Raw genomic sequence first — 12,458 nt, forward strand, 5'->3', positions numbered from 1 at the left:
CGCTTCAAGGCATAGAAGAAGACCACTTTTGTAAAAATGAGATTTGTGATGGCCAAAGGACAACCAATCATCCAATAACCAATCACACTGTTACTTTTTACCGATGACCAATAATGGGAAAAGAGGTCGATGACCAATAATGAAAAATTATTTTTCTTCTTCTATGAAAAGGGTGTACCAAATTAATTTGGTACACCCTTTTATATTATTGTTACTTCTATTCTGAACGAGCCGCTTCCGCTTTTAGATTGGCCTCACTAATTCAAATTGTTCTCCTAGTTTTGCGTAGTTGTGTCCTGCTAGGCGGCTTACTGGTTTTAGTCCTTCGGCATGAATGCGTCCTTTTTCGTATAGGTGTTCTGCGACGTGGAAGCGAACGACGCGTCCGATTAGTAAATCGCAAGCTGGTGAGTCTTCTGTTCCGCCAAGGGGGATTGCGCGTTCTAGTACGCATTCCATTCGAATATTTGCTTCTTTTACACCTGGAACGGAGATGACATCACTTTCAATTGGTGTTAATTTTGCTAATTCAATTTCACTTTCATTTGGAGGGAGATTTGCTGCTGTTTCGTTAATTGCCGCTACATATGATTCATCAGAGATATGTACAACAAATTCTCCTTTTTCAATTGCGTTTCGAGAAGTGTCTTTTCTTTCTCCAGCTTTTCGTTGTACAGAAACTGAGATAAGTGGCGGATTAGCAGCAACAATATTGAAATAACTATATGGTGCTCCATTTAATACGCCGTCTTTTGTTACAGAAGTAACGAATGCGACAGGGCGTGGAATAATACTTCCTGTAAGTAATTTGTAATTCTCTTTTTCCGATTGTTCATTTGGATTAATGGATAACATGATTGAAATCCCCTTTCTAAATATGACGACTTATTGTTTGTTTACAAGATGTTAGTGGAAAACTCCTGCTGAAAATAATATTTTTATTACATAAAAAGAACTTACTTCAACCACAATGAAGTAAGTTCCACCTAAATAATCTCGGATTCAAGATAAAAATTATAGTAAAACGTATGCGCCAGGACCGATTAAAGCTACACCGATAGCAACAGCGATTAACATTAAGTTATATTCATATCCATTTTGAGTTACCCAGTAACCGTTTTTTCCATGAACAGTGAAGATCGCCATTAACATTGTTCCAACAATAAATAATGAACCGATTGCAGTGAAAATACCTGATGCGAATAAGAAACCACCTAACAGTTCAGTTGCACCAGCCATAAATGCCATAAATACACCAGGGCGTAAACCGATTGATTCCATCCAGCCACCTGTTCCTTTTAAACCGTAACCGCCGAACCAACCAAATAATTTTTGAGCACCATGACCCATGAATGTAATACCTATAATAAGACGAATAATAAGAAGACCGAAATCCATCATTTTTGAAAACCTCCTAAAAGTTATTAACTTACCTTACGTAAGTAATAATAAAATAGTTACTTACTTTAGTCAAGTGGATTTCGAAAAAAGTTTGAAAAAAATTTTACAAATTAACAACAAAAAATAAAATGTAGTAAAGACCTCTAGACAAGTTAAGTAAAAAAAGAGAAAATATAAGTAGAAGTTAACTTCTTATTGTTATTCAGACAATCAGAATTGACTGGAATTTTGTGAGACGCTACAATAAGAGTCTAGTAGTAATGACGTAATTTATTTCGAAAGCGTTTTTACAGTATAATATTCGAAGTATGAAGTCTTACGTTTATTCTGATCTTTAATAGAGATTGCCCTATAAACTTTTAGGTAAATTATAAGGAGGACTATCCTATGTTTAAAAAATTATTCGGTCTTGGTTCAAAAACAAATGAAGAAACAATTGTAGCTCCATTAACTGGAGCGGTGAAAAATATTGAAGAAGTACCAGATCCAGTATTCGCTGGTCGTATGATGGGTGACGGTGTTGCAATCGATCCTACTGAAGGTGTAGTTGTATCTCCAGTTGATGGCGAAATCGTACAATTATTCCACACGAAACATGCAATTGGAATTAAAGCGAAAAACGGTACAGAAATTTTAATCCACGTTGGATTAGAAACTGTAAAAATGGAAGGCGAAGGTTTTGAAGCTCACGTTTCTGAAGGACAAGCTGTAAAAGCTGGAGATAAATTAATCTCATTCGACTTAGAATTAATTCGTGAAAAAGCGAAAAGCACAATTACTCCAATCGTTATTACAAACACAGACGCAGCTGAGTCTATTAAGACAACTGTAGGTGTAACTGCTACAAAAGGTTCAACAGAAGTAATGAAAGTTACAATGAAATAATTATCACATGAAAGGAATCCGTTTCGTATGAAATGGATTCCTTATTTTGTTTTGTAGTCTGTTCCTTATATATGGTAAAATACTTTGGGCACTTGGAAATAGGGTTTCACATATATGTGGATAAGGCGCATTTTTCTTAGAAAAAATATAAGAGAAATGCGCCTTTCGTATATTCACATTTCTTTTGTTCTATTGTAATGTACGCTATGATAAAAGGAAGGAAATAGAGAAAAGGGGTGGGTTTAGATGAAACGAGTATTATTTGTTTGCACTGGAAATACATGCCGTAGTCCGATGGCTGAGGCGTTACTGCGCCATTATGGAGAAGGTAAGTTTGAAGTGCAATCTGCTGGTGTTTTCGCCTATCCTGGAAGTGATGCGTCGGTACATGCAAAGGAAGCTTTAGCTGAAAAGGGAATTGCAATCGATCATGCTTCGCAGCAGGTAAACGAAGCCTTAATTGATTGGGCAGATATTGTAGTAACAATGACGGAAAACCATAAGGAACTTATCCTTGGGCATTATCCGAGTGTTGAAGGGAAAGTAGATACATTATATGGAGTAACTGAGGGGATGAGTAAGGATATTTCAGATCCGTTCGGCGGATCTCTCTCTATTTATAAAGAAACATTAGAAGAGATGGAAAAACTTGTACAAACTTTACTGAAAAAACATTCAGAAGGTTGATGTTTCGTGTATAATACGATATTGGAGATCACTTCGTCCCATTAAAGGATTAAGTGAGAATGAAGATAATGGATTGAAACTTTGGAGGGGTAAAAATGAAAGTAGTAGTAGCATCTGATCACGGCGGTATGAATATCCGTAAAGAACTTGTAAGTTTATTAGAAGAGTTAAATATTGAATATATTGATTTAGGTTGTGAATGTGAAGCTGGTTCTGTTGATTACCCTGATTTTGCGTTTCCAGCAGCGGAAATGGTAGCAAATGGCGAAGTAGATCGTGGTATCTTAGTTTGTGGGACAGGCATCGGTATGTCAATTGCTGCAAACAAAGTAAATGGTATTCGTTGTGCATTAGTTCATGATACTTTCAGTGCGAGAGCAACGAGAGAGCATAACGATACAAACATGTTAGCAATGGGCGAGCGTGTAATTGGTGCTGGTCTAGCACGCGACATCGCAAAAATTTGGTTAACAACTGAATTTGAAGGCGGCCGTCACGAAAACCGCGTAGGAAAAATTAAAACATACGAAGCAAAGTAATAGATTCTAACTAGAAGCAGTAGGAAATATAATTTGGTGAACCAACCTGTGAAAGGAAGAGGCGTAATGACAGAAATCGTAAAGGTAAGAGAACAGCTACAAATTTCGCTTTCTGATTTCCAAGAACAAGCTTCATTACAAAGTGGTCAAATTTTTGTAGTGGGGTGTAGTACGAGCGAAGTGCTAGGAGAAAGAATTGGGACATCAGGAACGATGGAAGTAGCAGAGGCGATTTTTTCTGAGTTAAAACAATTTCAAGAACAAACAGGTATTGAGTTGGCGTTTCAATGTTGTGAGCATTTAAACCGTGCTTTAGTAGTTGAGAAAGAGTTGGCGATGAAATATCAATTTGAAATTGTAACAGTTACGCCTGTTAGATCAGCAGGTGGTGCATTAGCAACATATGCTTATCACAATTTGAAAGATCCGGTAGTAATTGAGTTTATTAAAGCAGATGCGGGAATGGATATTGGTGATACATTTATCGGTATGCATTTAAAGCACGTAGCTGTTCCGGTTCGTACTAGTGTGAAGGAAATTGGAAGTGCACATGTAACGATGGCAACAACACGTGGAAAGCTAATTGGTGGAGCACGTGCTGTTTATGCGGCGAAGGAAGAGACTATCACTTGCCGTTAAAGTTATGAATAAGGTATGTTGTCTGACTTTATTATAGAAGAAAGAAAAGACCGATTTTCGGTCTTTTTTTTCTTTTATGATATAGAAAGTCATGTTAGAATGTAGTTGAAAACATGAAGGTTCGAAAGAATTACAACCTGAATTTTCGTTTTTTCTGAATAAATAAGAAAAAACTGTTGGGAATCGATGTAATTCGTTCAGAAAAGGGGGATTTTGGTGGATCATTTAAAACGTCAAGATGAAAAGGTATTTGCTGCAATTGAGGCAGAACTAGGGAGACAGCGTTCGAAGATTGAGTTAATTGCTTCGGAAAACTTCGTAAGTGAAGCAGTAATGGAGGCGCAAGGTTCTGTTTTAACGAATAAGTATGCTGAAGGATATCCTGGGAAACGTTACTATGGTGGTTGTGAACATGTAGACGTAGTAGAAGATATCGCACGTGATCGCGTAAAAGAAATTTTCGGCGCAGAGCACGTAAATGTTCAACCGCATTCTGGTGCACAAGCGAACATGGCAGTATACTTCACGATTTTAGAGCAAGGCGATACAGTACTTGGTATGAATTTATCTCATGGTGGTCACTTAACACACGGAAGCCCTGTTAACTTCAGTGGAGTACAATATAATTTCGTAGAATATGGCGTGGATGCTGAATCTCACCGTATTAATTACGATGATGTATTAGCAAAAGCGAAAGAACATAAACCAAAATTAATCGTTGCAGGTGCAAGTGCATACCCTCGTGTTATCGATTTCAAACGATTCCGTGAGATTGCAGATGAAGTGGGCGCATACTTAATGGTTGATATGGCACATATCGCTGGTTTAGTAGCGGCTGGTTTACATCCAAATCCAGTGCCACATGCACATTTCGTTACAACAACAACACATAAAACATTACGTGGTCCACGTGGTGGTATGATTTTATGTGAAGAGCAATTTGCAAAACAAATTGATAAATCAATCTTCCCTGGTATTCAAGGTGGTCCACTTATGCACGTAATCGCTGCAAAAGCTGTTGCGTTTGGTGAGGCACTTCAAGATGATTTTAAAACATATGCACAAAATATCATTAACAATGCGAACCGCTTAGCTGAAGGTCTTCAAAAAGAAGGACTTACACTTGTTTCTGGTGGAACAGACAATCACTTAATCCTAATTGATGTTCGTAACCTAGAAATCACAGGTAAAGTAGCAGAGCACGTATTAGACGAAGTTGGTATTACAGTGAACAAAAATACAATTCCATTTGAAACAGCAAGCCCATTTGTAACAAGTGGTGTACGTATCGGTACAGCAGCTGTAACATCTCGTGGTTTCGGTTTAGAAGAAATGGATGAAATTGCGTCACTTATTGCTTACACATTAAAAAATCATGACAATGAAGCTGCATTAGAAGAAGCACGTAAGCGTGTAGAAGCGTTAACGAGCAAATTCCCAATGTATCCAAATCTATAATAGATTGAAGAAGACTGCTGAGACATAATTGTTTTGGCAGTTTTTTTTGTGGACATATATTGTTCTTTAAGTATGTATACAAATGATGAATAAATTTTGGCGATATAATGAAGGATACAGCTCCCATAATTGGTAAAGATACTAGATAGATTCATCGGAAATCATGACTTTTCCAAATTTGCCCTTGAATATTAGTAGCGTTTTCTTTACAATCGTAAATAGTGTAAAAAAGCGTGCAAACGCATGAATATCATCTAAAGGAGAGATTCACATGGGAAAACTGTATGTATTTGATCACCCGTTAATTCAACATAAGATTACATATATTCGCGACAAGAATACAGGTACGAAAGATTTTCGTGAATTAGTGGACGAAGTAGCAAGCTTAATGGCTTTTGAAATTACTCGCGACCTTCCACTTAAAGACATTGAAATTGAGACTCCTGTAAGCAAAGCGACAACAAAAGTGATCGCTGGTAAAAAACTTGGTTTAATTCCGATTTTACGTGCAGGTTTAGGAATGGTTGATGGAATTCTGAAATTAATTCCAGCAGCAAAAGTAGGACACGTTGGCTTATACCGCGACCCTAAAACATTGCAACCGGTAGAATACTATGTGAAACTTCCAACGGATGTAGAAGAGCGTGACTTTATCGTACTAGATCCGATGCTAGCAACAGGTGGTTCTGCAGCTGAAGCAATTAACTCTCTGAAAAAGCGCGGCGCAAAACAAATTAAATTAATGTGTATCGTTGCAGCTCCAGAAGGAGTAAAAGTAGTACAAGAAGAACATCCTGATGTTGATATTTATGTAGCAGCATTAGATGAGAAATTAAATGACCACGGATATGTAGTACCAGGTCTTGGTGATGCTGGTGACCGTTTATTCGGAACGAAGTAAGACAACTGACGAGCAGGGGGATTCCTCAGCTCGTCTTTTTTTGATGTAAGCAAGTAGGGGAGGGGAGAGGATAAATATACATAGTATATACAACATAAGTTGCATACACATCACATATAATATAGAAGTCTTACGTCTAAAGAGCACTATATTATGGAAGGAAAGCGTTATATCGTAAAAATATAATAGTGACAAACTTGTGAACATTTCCTTCTATTATAAAGAGAAAACTGTTAGAAATTTCATATCTCTAACCAGTATTTAGAAGGGGAACGTTTTCATTTTTGGGAGGAAATGACTAATACTCAAATTTTTTGATTTTTTACGATTTCTCGTTGACACTGTTAATACCCTATTGTATGCTAACAACGGGGATAGATGGTAGGGCTTTCAGTGACAAAAATACATCTATTCCGTGACGAAAATGTAAACTTTTTATTTTGTATAGGATTTATGCAAAAAAATGAGTTATTATTAACACATCGTGAATGAGGGCTACATATTGGAGGGATGAATCCTTGCAAAAAAACGATCGCAGCCATATAAAAGCTTATGCTTTAATGTCAGGTATTCTTGCTCAGTTAGTCGGTTCTATTCTTGTTGGGATCTTTGGTGGGCAGTGGATTGATAATAAGGTTGGAACGTTTCCATTGTTTCTTATTATAGGGTTATTACTCGGATTAGGAACAGGGGTATACGCAATGATTCGACTCATTCGACATTACTATTCGGGAGAGCAATGATGATAGACGTACATGGACTTGTCCAAAGACAAAAGAAATATATGTACTACTTGCTTGCGCTTCTAGTGCTAGGATGGGGATTCACCTCTTACAAGGATGTATTTCTTGGACTGATTATCGGAACGATTTTCAGTTTTCTTAGTTTGCGCATCATTGCACGTAGGACAGACAAGCTGTTGGATCGCGTGACAAATGGAGAAAACGTGAAGTTTAAGGCGACAGCGGTAAGTACATATTCAAGATTCGCCACGATTGGGTTATTAATTTTATTTGCAGCCAAATATCAAGAGTTAATTGCGATGTGGGGCTTAGGTGTAGGATTGCTGACAGGATACCTTGTCATGATCATAGATTTTCTTTATTTAGAGTATAAGAGCAGGGAAGAGAGGTGAATTACTAGTGGAACACGGTAAATTAGTTGAATTTCTAGGTTTAACGTTCGATTTGTCATCAGTTATGATGGTTACTGTAGCAGCAGTTATTGTTTTCTTAATCGCTGTTATCGGAACTCGCAGCTTAGCTCTTCGCCCAACAGGAATGCAAAACTTCATGGAATGGGTGTTTGACTTCGTGAAAGGGATTATCAATAGTACGATGGACTGGAAAACAGGTGGACGTTTCTTAACGCTTGGCGTTACGCTTATCATGTTTATCATCGTATCGAACTTCCTTGGTTTACCATTCATGTATTCAGCAACTGAAGCTGGCGAACATATTGCATGGTGGAGATCACCAACGTCTGATCCAGCAGTTACATTAACATTAGCCGTGATGGTAGTTACCCTCACCCATTATTATGGAATTAAGATGAAGGGTACGAAAGAATACGTAAAAGGTTATTTCCAACCTATGAAATTCTTATTCCCATTAAAGGTTATTGAGGAGTTTGCTAACACATTAACGTTAGGTCTTCGTTTATTTGGTAACATTTATGCAGGTGAGATCTTATTAGGATTACTTGCTAAGCTGGGCGGAGCATCATTCCTTGGAGCATTAGGTGCACTTGTGCCGATGTTAGCATGGATGGGATTCAGTGTATTCGTTGGATCAATCCAAGCATTTATTTTCGTTATGTTAACGATGGTTTATATGGCTCATAAAGTAAGTCATGACCATTAATATAATTTAAGTAAGAAAAAATTTATTTTTTTATAATACAAAGGAGGACAAATTAAATGAGTTTAGGTGTAATCGCAGCTGCAATTGCAATTGGTTTATCAGCATTAGGTGCAGGTATTGGTAACGGTCTTATCGTATCACGTACAATCGAAGGTGTTGCTCGTCAACCAGAATTAAAAGGCGCACTTCAAACAATTATGTTCATCGGGGTTGCTTTAGTTGAGGCACTTCCAATCATCGGTGTAGTTATTGCATTCATCGTAATGAACAAATAAGGGAGACTCCCCTTACATAGATGGCGAAGAGTGTTTTTCCGAACTTTCTTCGCCATTGCTTTATGAACGAAACGTATGTCTTTTTTTTTCATATGATCAATTTAGATATTTTGAAGGGAGTGAATCCTTGTGCCAACTTTATTATTAGGGGCTGCCATTCCATTTGGAACGATTGCTTATACATTGTTCATTTTCTTACTTCTATTAGTAATGCTACGCAAATTCGCGTGGGGTCCTTTAATGGGGATTATGAAAGAACGTGAAGAGCATGTTACTAATGAAATCGACGCTGCAGAAAGAAGTAACGCTGAAGCGAAGAAGTTAGTAGAAGAACAACGTGAAATGTTAAAACAATCACGTGTTGAAGCACAAGAGTTAATCGAAAGAGCGAAAAAACAAGCTGTAGATCAAAAAGATGCTATTGTTGCTGCTGCGAAAGAAGAAGCAGAATCAATTAAAGCATCTGCTGTACAAGAAATTCAACGCGAAAAAGAGCAAGCGATTGCTGCTTTACAAGAACAAGTTGCTTCTTTATCTGTTCAAATTGCTTCTAAAGTAATTGAAAAAGAATTAAAAGAAGAAGATCAAGTGAAGTTAATTCGCGATTATATTAAAGAAGTAGGAGAAGCGCGATGAGCAATGGGATTGTAGCAAAACGTTATGCTGTCGCTCTTTTTAAAATTGCTAAAGAAAAACACGTATTAGAAATGTTTGAAGAGGAATTACGCCTTGTACAAAACGTTTATGTAAAGAACGGAGAACTACATAGCTTTTTAACGCAACCGAACATTTCAAAGGAACAAAAGAAAACGTTTCTTGCAAACGTATTCGGGTCTGTTTCTGAATCTATTTTAAATACGTTATATATTTTAATTGATAACAAGCGCATTGATATCTTACCTGAAATTGCAGATGAATATGTTGTTCTTGCTAATGAAGAACGTAACGTAGCGGACGCAACTGTATATTCTACTCGTCTTCTATCGGAAGAAGAGAAGCTTAACATTGCAGAAGCATTTGCAAAGAGAACAGGAAAAGATGCAATTCGCGTAAAAAATGTTGTAGATGAAGATTTACTAGGCGGCATTAAAGTACGTATTGGAAATCGCATTTATGACGGAAGTTTACAAGGAAAATTAGCACGTATTCAGCGTGAATTAATGAAGAATAGATAGGGGTGAAGCACATGAGCATCAGAGCTGAAGAAATTAGCGCACTGATAAAGCAACAAATCGAGAACTATCAGTCTGAAATCGAAGTTAGTGATGTTGGTACAGTTATCCAAGTTGGTGACGGTATCGCGCGTGCTCATGGTCTTGATAACGTTATGGCTGGTGAACTTGTAGAGTTCTCTAACGGCGTTATGGGACTAGCACAAAATTTAGAGGAAAACAACGTAGGTATTATCATTTTAGGACCTTACACAGAAATCCGTGAAGGTGACGAAGTTCGTCGTACTGGTCGCATCATGCAAGTACCAGTAGGAAAAGAACTAATTGGTCGTGTTGTAAACCCATTAGGTCAACCAGTTGATGGTTTAGGCCCAATCAATACAACAAACACTCGTCCAATCGAAAGTCCAGCACCAGGTGTAATGGATCGTAAATCTGTTCATGAGCCACTTCAAACAGGTATTAAAGCGATTGACGCTCTTGTACCAATTGGCCGTGGTCAACGTGAGTTAATCATCGGTGACCGTCAAACAGGTAAAACAGCAGTTGCACTAGATACAATCATTAACCAAAAAGATGAAGATATGATTTGTATTTACGTAGCTATCGGACAAAAAGAATCAACTGTACGTAACGTAGTAGAAACACTACGTAAGCATGGTGCATTAGAGTACACAATCGTTGTAACTGCATCTGCTTCTCAACCAGCTCCATTATTATACCTAGCTCCTTACGCTGGTGTAACAATGGGTGAAGAGTTCATGTACAATGGTAAACACGTATTAGTAGTATATGATGACTTATCAAAACAAGCAGCAGCTTACCGTGAGCTGTCATTACTATTACGTCGTCCTCCAGGTCGTGAAGCTTACCCAGGGGATGTATTCTACTTACATTCTCGCTTATTAGAGCGTGCAGCAAAATTAAGTGATGCAAAAGGCGGCGGTTCTTTAACTGCACTACCTTTCATCGAAACACAAGCAGGGGACGTATCAGCTTACATCCCAACAAACGTAATCTCAATTACGGATGGACAAATCTTCTTACAATCTGACCTATTCTTCTCTGGCGTACGTCCAGCGATCGATGCGGGTACTTCTGTATCTCGTGTAGGTGGATCTGCTCAGATTAAAGCAATGAGTAAAGTATCAGGTACACTTCGTCTTGACCTTGCATCTTACCGTGAGTTAGAAGCGTTCGCTCAGTTCGGTTCTGACCTAGATAAAGCAACTCAAGCGAAACTAAACCGTGGTGCTCGTACTGTTGAGGTATTAAAACAAGGATTACACAAACCGTTACGTGTAGAGAAACAAGTTATCATTCTTTACGCTTTAACACGTGGATTCCTAGATGATATCCCAGTAGTAGATATCACTCGTTTCGAAGAAGAATTCCATGCTTGGTTAGATTCTAATGCGACTGACTTATTAGAAGAAATCCGCACAACTAAGAAACTTGCGGATGACGACAAATTTGCAGCAGCAATTAACGGATTTAAAAAAGTATTCGTAGCTTCTGAATAATAAAAAGTGAAGCCGACTGTTTAGCCCCATCGGCTAAGAGGCGGAGCTAGATAATATATAAAGGCATCTCAATTTCTGAGATTGCTGACGGTTATGTAAAGGAAAAGAGTAGGTGCACCTATTCTTTTCCTTCAATCATGAGCAAGAATATCTTGCAACGTAGATTAGGAAGAGGATTCTTACTAATCGTGCCAACTTCCGGAAAAAAGGTGGTGAAAACCTGTGGCATCTTTACGCGATATAAAAGCGAAGATTAACTCGACAAAGAAAACGAGTCAAATTACGAAAGCGATGGAGATGGTATCTGCATCTAAGTTAAACCGTGCAGAGCAAAATGCTAAATCTTTCGTTCCGTATATGGAAAAGATTCAAGAAGTAGTAGCGAGCATTGCGCAAGGAAGTAAAGGAATTAATCATCCAATGCTAAATGCGCGTCCTGTAAAGCGTACAGGATACATCGTTATTACATCTGATCGCGGACTAGCAGGTGGTTATAACAGTAACGTATTACGTACAGTAAGTAACGTAATTCGTGAACGTCATAATATGGATTCAAACCAATATTCAATTATTGTGCTTGGACGACTAGGACGTGATTATTTAAAACGTCGCGGCTTTAACATCATTGATGAAGTAGTTGGATTATCTGACCACCCATCATTTACTGATATTAAAGACCTTGCTTCTCGAGCAATTGCGATGTTCGCAGATGGTGCTTATGATGAGCTGTATATTTACTACAACCATTACGTAAGTAAAATTTCACAAGAAGTAACGGAAAATAAAATTTTACCGCTTACTGATGTGGCGTCTGATAAACCGACGACAGCTTATGAATTCGAACCTTCTGAAGAAGAAATTTTAAAAGTACTATTGCCACAATACGCAGAAAGCTTAGTGTACGGTGCATTACTAGACGGTAAAGCAAGTGAGCACGCAGCGCGTATGACAGCAATGAAGAGTGCTACAGACAACGCAATGGAAGTTATCGATTCACTTACACTTTCATTCAACCGTGCGCGTCAGGCAGCGATTACGCAAGAAATTACGGAAATCGTTGGTGGAGCAGCAGCGTTAGAATAGTAATAAAAAGCGTAGGCGGTTCGTTCAGAATGA

At 38.0% G+C, this 12,458-nt stretch carries 17 protein-coding genes; 15 read left to right on the forward strand and 2 right to left on the reverse strand.

Annotated elements, in window-relative coordinates; all coding sequences use genetic code 11:
- Window positions 1–243: 243 nt before the first annotated feature.
- Together LMD38_RS00220 and LMD38_RS00225 are read right to left on the reverse strand one after the other, a co-directional pair.
- Complete coding sequence (locus LMD38_RS00220; protein ID WP_000949039.1) at window positions 244–855, reverse strand: flavin reductase family protein; 612 nt, start codon at window positions 853–855, stop codon at window positions 244–246.
- Between the two features lie 159 nt (window positions 856–1,014).
- A complete protein-coding gene (locus tag LMD38_RS00225; protein WP_000968618.1) occupies window positions 1,015–1,401 on the reverse strand; it encodes a DoxX family protein in 387 nt (128 codons plus the stop codon).
- 387 nt (window positions 1,402–1,788) lie between these two features.
- Between LMD38_RS00225 and LMD38_RS00230 the strand changes: the two genes are divergently transcribed.
- From LMD38_RS00230 to atpG, 15 genes are all read left to right on the forward strand, one after another.
- The gene (locus LMD38_RS00230) at window positions 1,789–2,286 is read left to right on the forward strand and encodes a PTS sugar transporter subunit IIA (protein ID WP_000473666.1); all 498 of its coding nucleotides are present in this window, start codon (window positions 1,789–1,791) and stop codon (window positions 2,284–2,286) included.
- A 246-nt stretch (window positions 2,287–2,532) separates the two neighbouring features.
- Window positions 2,533–2,973: a low molecular weight protein arginine phosphatase gene (locus LMD38_RS00235; protein WP_000832385.1), complete on the forward strand. Its 441-nt coding sequence runs from the start codon at window positions 2,533–2,535 to the stop codon at window positions 2,971–2,973.
- Window positions 2,974–3,068: 95 nt separating this feature from the next.
- Complete coding sequence (gene rpiB, locus LMD38_RS00240; protein ID WP_000869919.1) at window positions 3,069–3,512, forward strand: ribose 5-phosphate isomerase B; 444 nt, start codon at window positions 3,069–3,071, stop codon at window positions 3,510–3,512.
- Window positions 3,513–3,578: 66 nt separating this feature from the next.
- Window positions 3,579–4,151, forward strand: a complete 573-nt coding sequence (locus LMD38_RS00245; protein WP_000136362.1) for a TIGR01440 family protein — start codon at window positions 3,579–3,581, stop codon at window positions 4,149–4,151.
- Window positions 4,152–4,367: 216 nt separating this feature from the next.
- A complete protein-coding gene (gene glyA / locus LMD38_RS00250; protein ID WP_048557345.1) occupies window positions 4,368–5,609 on the forward strand; it encodes a serine hydroxymethyltransferase in 1,242 nt (413 codons plus the stop codon).
- Window positions 5,610–5,880: 271 nt separating this feature from the next.
- A complete protein-coding gene (gene upp, locus LMD38_RS00255) occupies window positions 5,881–6,510 on the forward strand; it encodes a uracil phosphoribosyltransferase (RefSeq protein WP_000517539.1) in 630 nt (209 codons plus the stop codon).
- Window positions 6,511–6,888: 378 nt separating this feature from the next.
- Window positions 6,889–7,002: a DUF4024 domain-containing protein gene (locus LMD38_RS00260; RefSeq protein ID WP_000232961.1), complete on the forward strand. Its 114-nt coding sequence runs from the start codon at window positions 6,889–6,891 to the stop codon at window positions 7,000–7,002.
- A 26-nt stretch (window positions 7,003–7,028) separates the two neighbouring features.
- Window positions 7,029–7,253, forward strand: coding sequence for an AtpZ/AtpI family protein (locus LMD38_RS00265; protein ID WP_001171223.1), 225 nt, complete (start codon window positions 7,029–7,031; stop codon window positions 7,251–7,253).
- The gene (locus LMD38_RS00270; protein WP_000567600.1) at window positions 7,253–7,645 is read left to right on the forward strand and encodes an ATP synthase subunit I; all 393 of its coding nucleotides are present in this window, start codon (window positions 7,253–7,255) and stop codon (window positions 7,643–7,645) included. Before LMD38_RS00265 ends, LMD38_RS00270 begins: the two co-directional genes overlap by 1 nt.
- A 7-nt stretch (window positions 7,646–7,652) precedes the next feature.
- The gene (atpB, locus tag LMD38_RS00275) at window positions 7,653–8,372 is read left to right on the forward strand and encodes a F0F1 ATP synthase subunit A (RefSeq protein WP_000399870.1); all 720 of its coding nucleotides are present in this window, start codon (window positions 7,653–7,655) and stop codon (window positions 8,370–8,372) included.
- Between the two features lie 56 nt (window positions 8,373–8,428).
- Complete coding sequence (gene atpE / locus LMD38_RS00280) at window positions 8,429–8,647, forward strand: F0F1 ATP synthase subunit C (protein ID WP_000052064.1); 219 nt, start codon at window positions 8,429–8,431, stop codon at window positions 8,645–8,647.
- A gap of 129 nt (window positions 8,648–8,776) precedes the next feature.
- The gene (gene atpF, locus LMD38_RS00285) at window positions 8,777–9,283 is read left to right on the forward strand and encodes a F0F1 ATP synthase subunit B (protein WP_001142617.1); all 507 of its coding nucleotides are present in this window, start codon (window positions 8,777–8,779) and stop codon (window positions 9,281–9,283) included.
- Entirely contained in the window at window positions 9,280–9,822 is a 543-nt protein-coding gene (atpH, locus tag LMD38_RS00290; protein WP_000064683.1) for a F0F1 ATP synthase subunit delta, read from the forward strand. Before atpF ends, atpH begins: the two co-directional genes overlap by 4 nt.
- An 11-nt stretch (window positions 9,823–9,833) precedes the next feature.
- Complete coding sequence (atpA, locus tag LMD38_RS00295; protein WP_000027518.1) at window positions 9,834–11,342, forward strand: F0F1 ATP synthase subunit alpha; 1,509 nt, start codon at window positions 9,834–9,836, stop codon at window positions 11,340–11,342.
- A gap of 222 nt (window positions 11,343–11,564) precedes the next feature.
- The gene (atpG, locus tag LMD38_RS00300; RefSeq protein WP_000157696.1) at window positions 11,565–12,425 is read left to right on the forward strand and encodes a F0F1 ATP synthase subunit gamma; all 861 of its coding nucleotides are present in this window, start codon (window positions 11,565–11,567) and stop codon (window positions 12,423–12,425) included.
- The last annotated feature ends 33 nt before the right edge of the window (window positions 12,426–12,458 follow it).

Source organism: Bacillus pacificus (assembly GCF_020861345.1).
In the GTDB taxonomy this organism is placed as follows: domain Bacteria; phylum Bacillota; class Bacilli; order Bacillales; family Bacillaceae_G; genus Bacillus_A; species Bacillus_A pacificus.

Bases quoted from the DNA above. Each gene is read 5' to 3' on its own strand.
- atpA (WP_000027518.1), top strand. From the start codon at position 9,834: ATGAGCATCAGAGCTGAAGAAATTAGCGCACTGATAAAGCAACAAATC.
- LMD38_RS00220 (WP_000949039.1), bottom strand. From the start codon at position 855: ATGTTATCCATTAATCCAAATGAACAATCGGAAAAAGAGAATTACAAA.
- LMD38_RS00245 (WP_000136362.1), top strand. From the start codon at position 3,579: ATGACAGAAATCGTAAAGGTAAGAGAACAGCTACAAATTTCGCTTTCT.
- LMD38_RS00270 (WP_000567600.1), top strand. From the start codon at position 7,253: ATGATAGACGTACATGGACTTGTCCAAAGACAAAAGAAATATATGTAC.
- rpiB (WP_000869919.1), top strand. From the start codon at position 3,069: ATGAAAGTAGTAGTAGCATCTGATCACGGCGGTATGAATATCCGTAAA.
- LMD38_RS00260 (WP_000232961.1), top strand. From the start codon at position 6,889: ATGGTAGGGCTTTCAGTGACAAAAATACATCTATTCCGTGACGAAAAT.
- LMD38_RS00225 (WP_000968618.1), bottom strand. From the start codon at position 1,401: ATGATGGATTTCGGTCTTCTTATTATTCGTCTTATTATAGGTATTACA.
- LMD38_RS00230 (WP_000473666.1), top strand. From the start codon at position 1,789: ATGTTTAAAAAATTATTCGGTCTTGGTTCAAAAACAAATGAAGAAACA.
- LMD38_RS00235 (WP_000832385.1), top strand. From the start codon at position 2,533: ATGAAACGAGTATTATTTGTTTGCACTGGAAATACATGCCGTAGTCCG.
- upp (WP_000517539.1), top strand. From the start codon at position 5,881: ATGGGAAAACTGTATGTATTTGATCACCCGTTAATTCAACATAAGATT.
- atpE (WP_000052064.1), top strand. From the start codon at position 8,429: ATGAGTTTAGGTGTAATCGCAGCTGCAATTGCAATTGGTTTATCAGCA.
- atpH (WP_000064683.1), top strand. From the start codon at position 9,280: ATGAGCAATGGGATTGTAGCAAAACGTTATGCTGTCGCTCTTTTTAAA.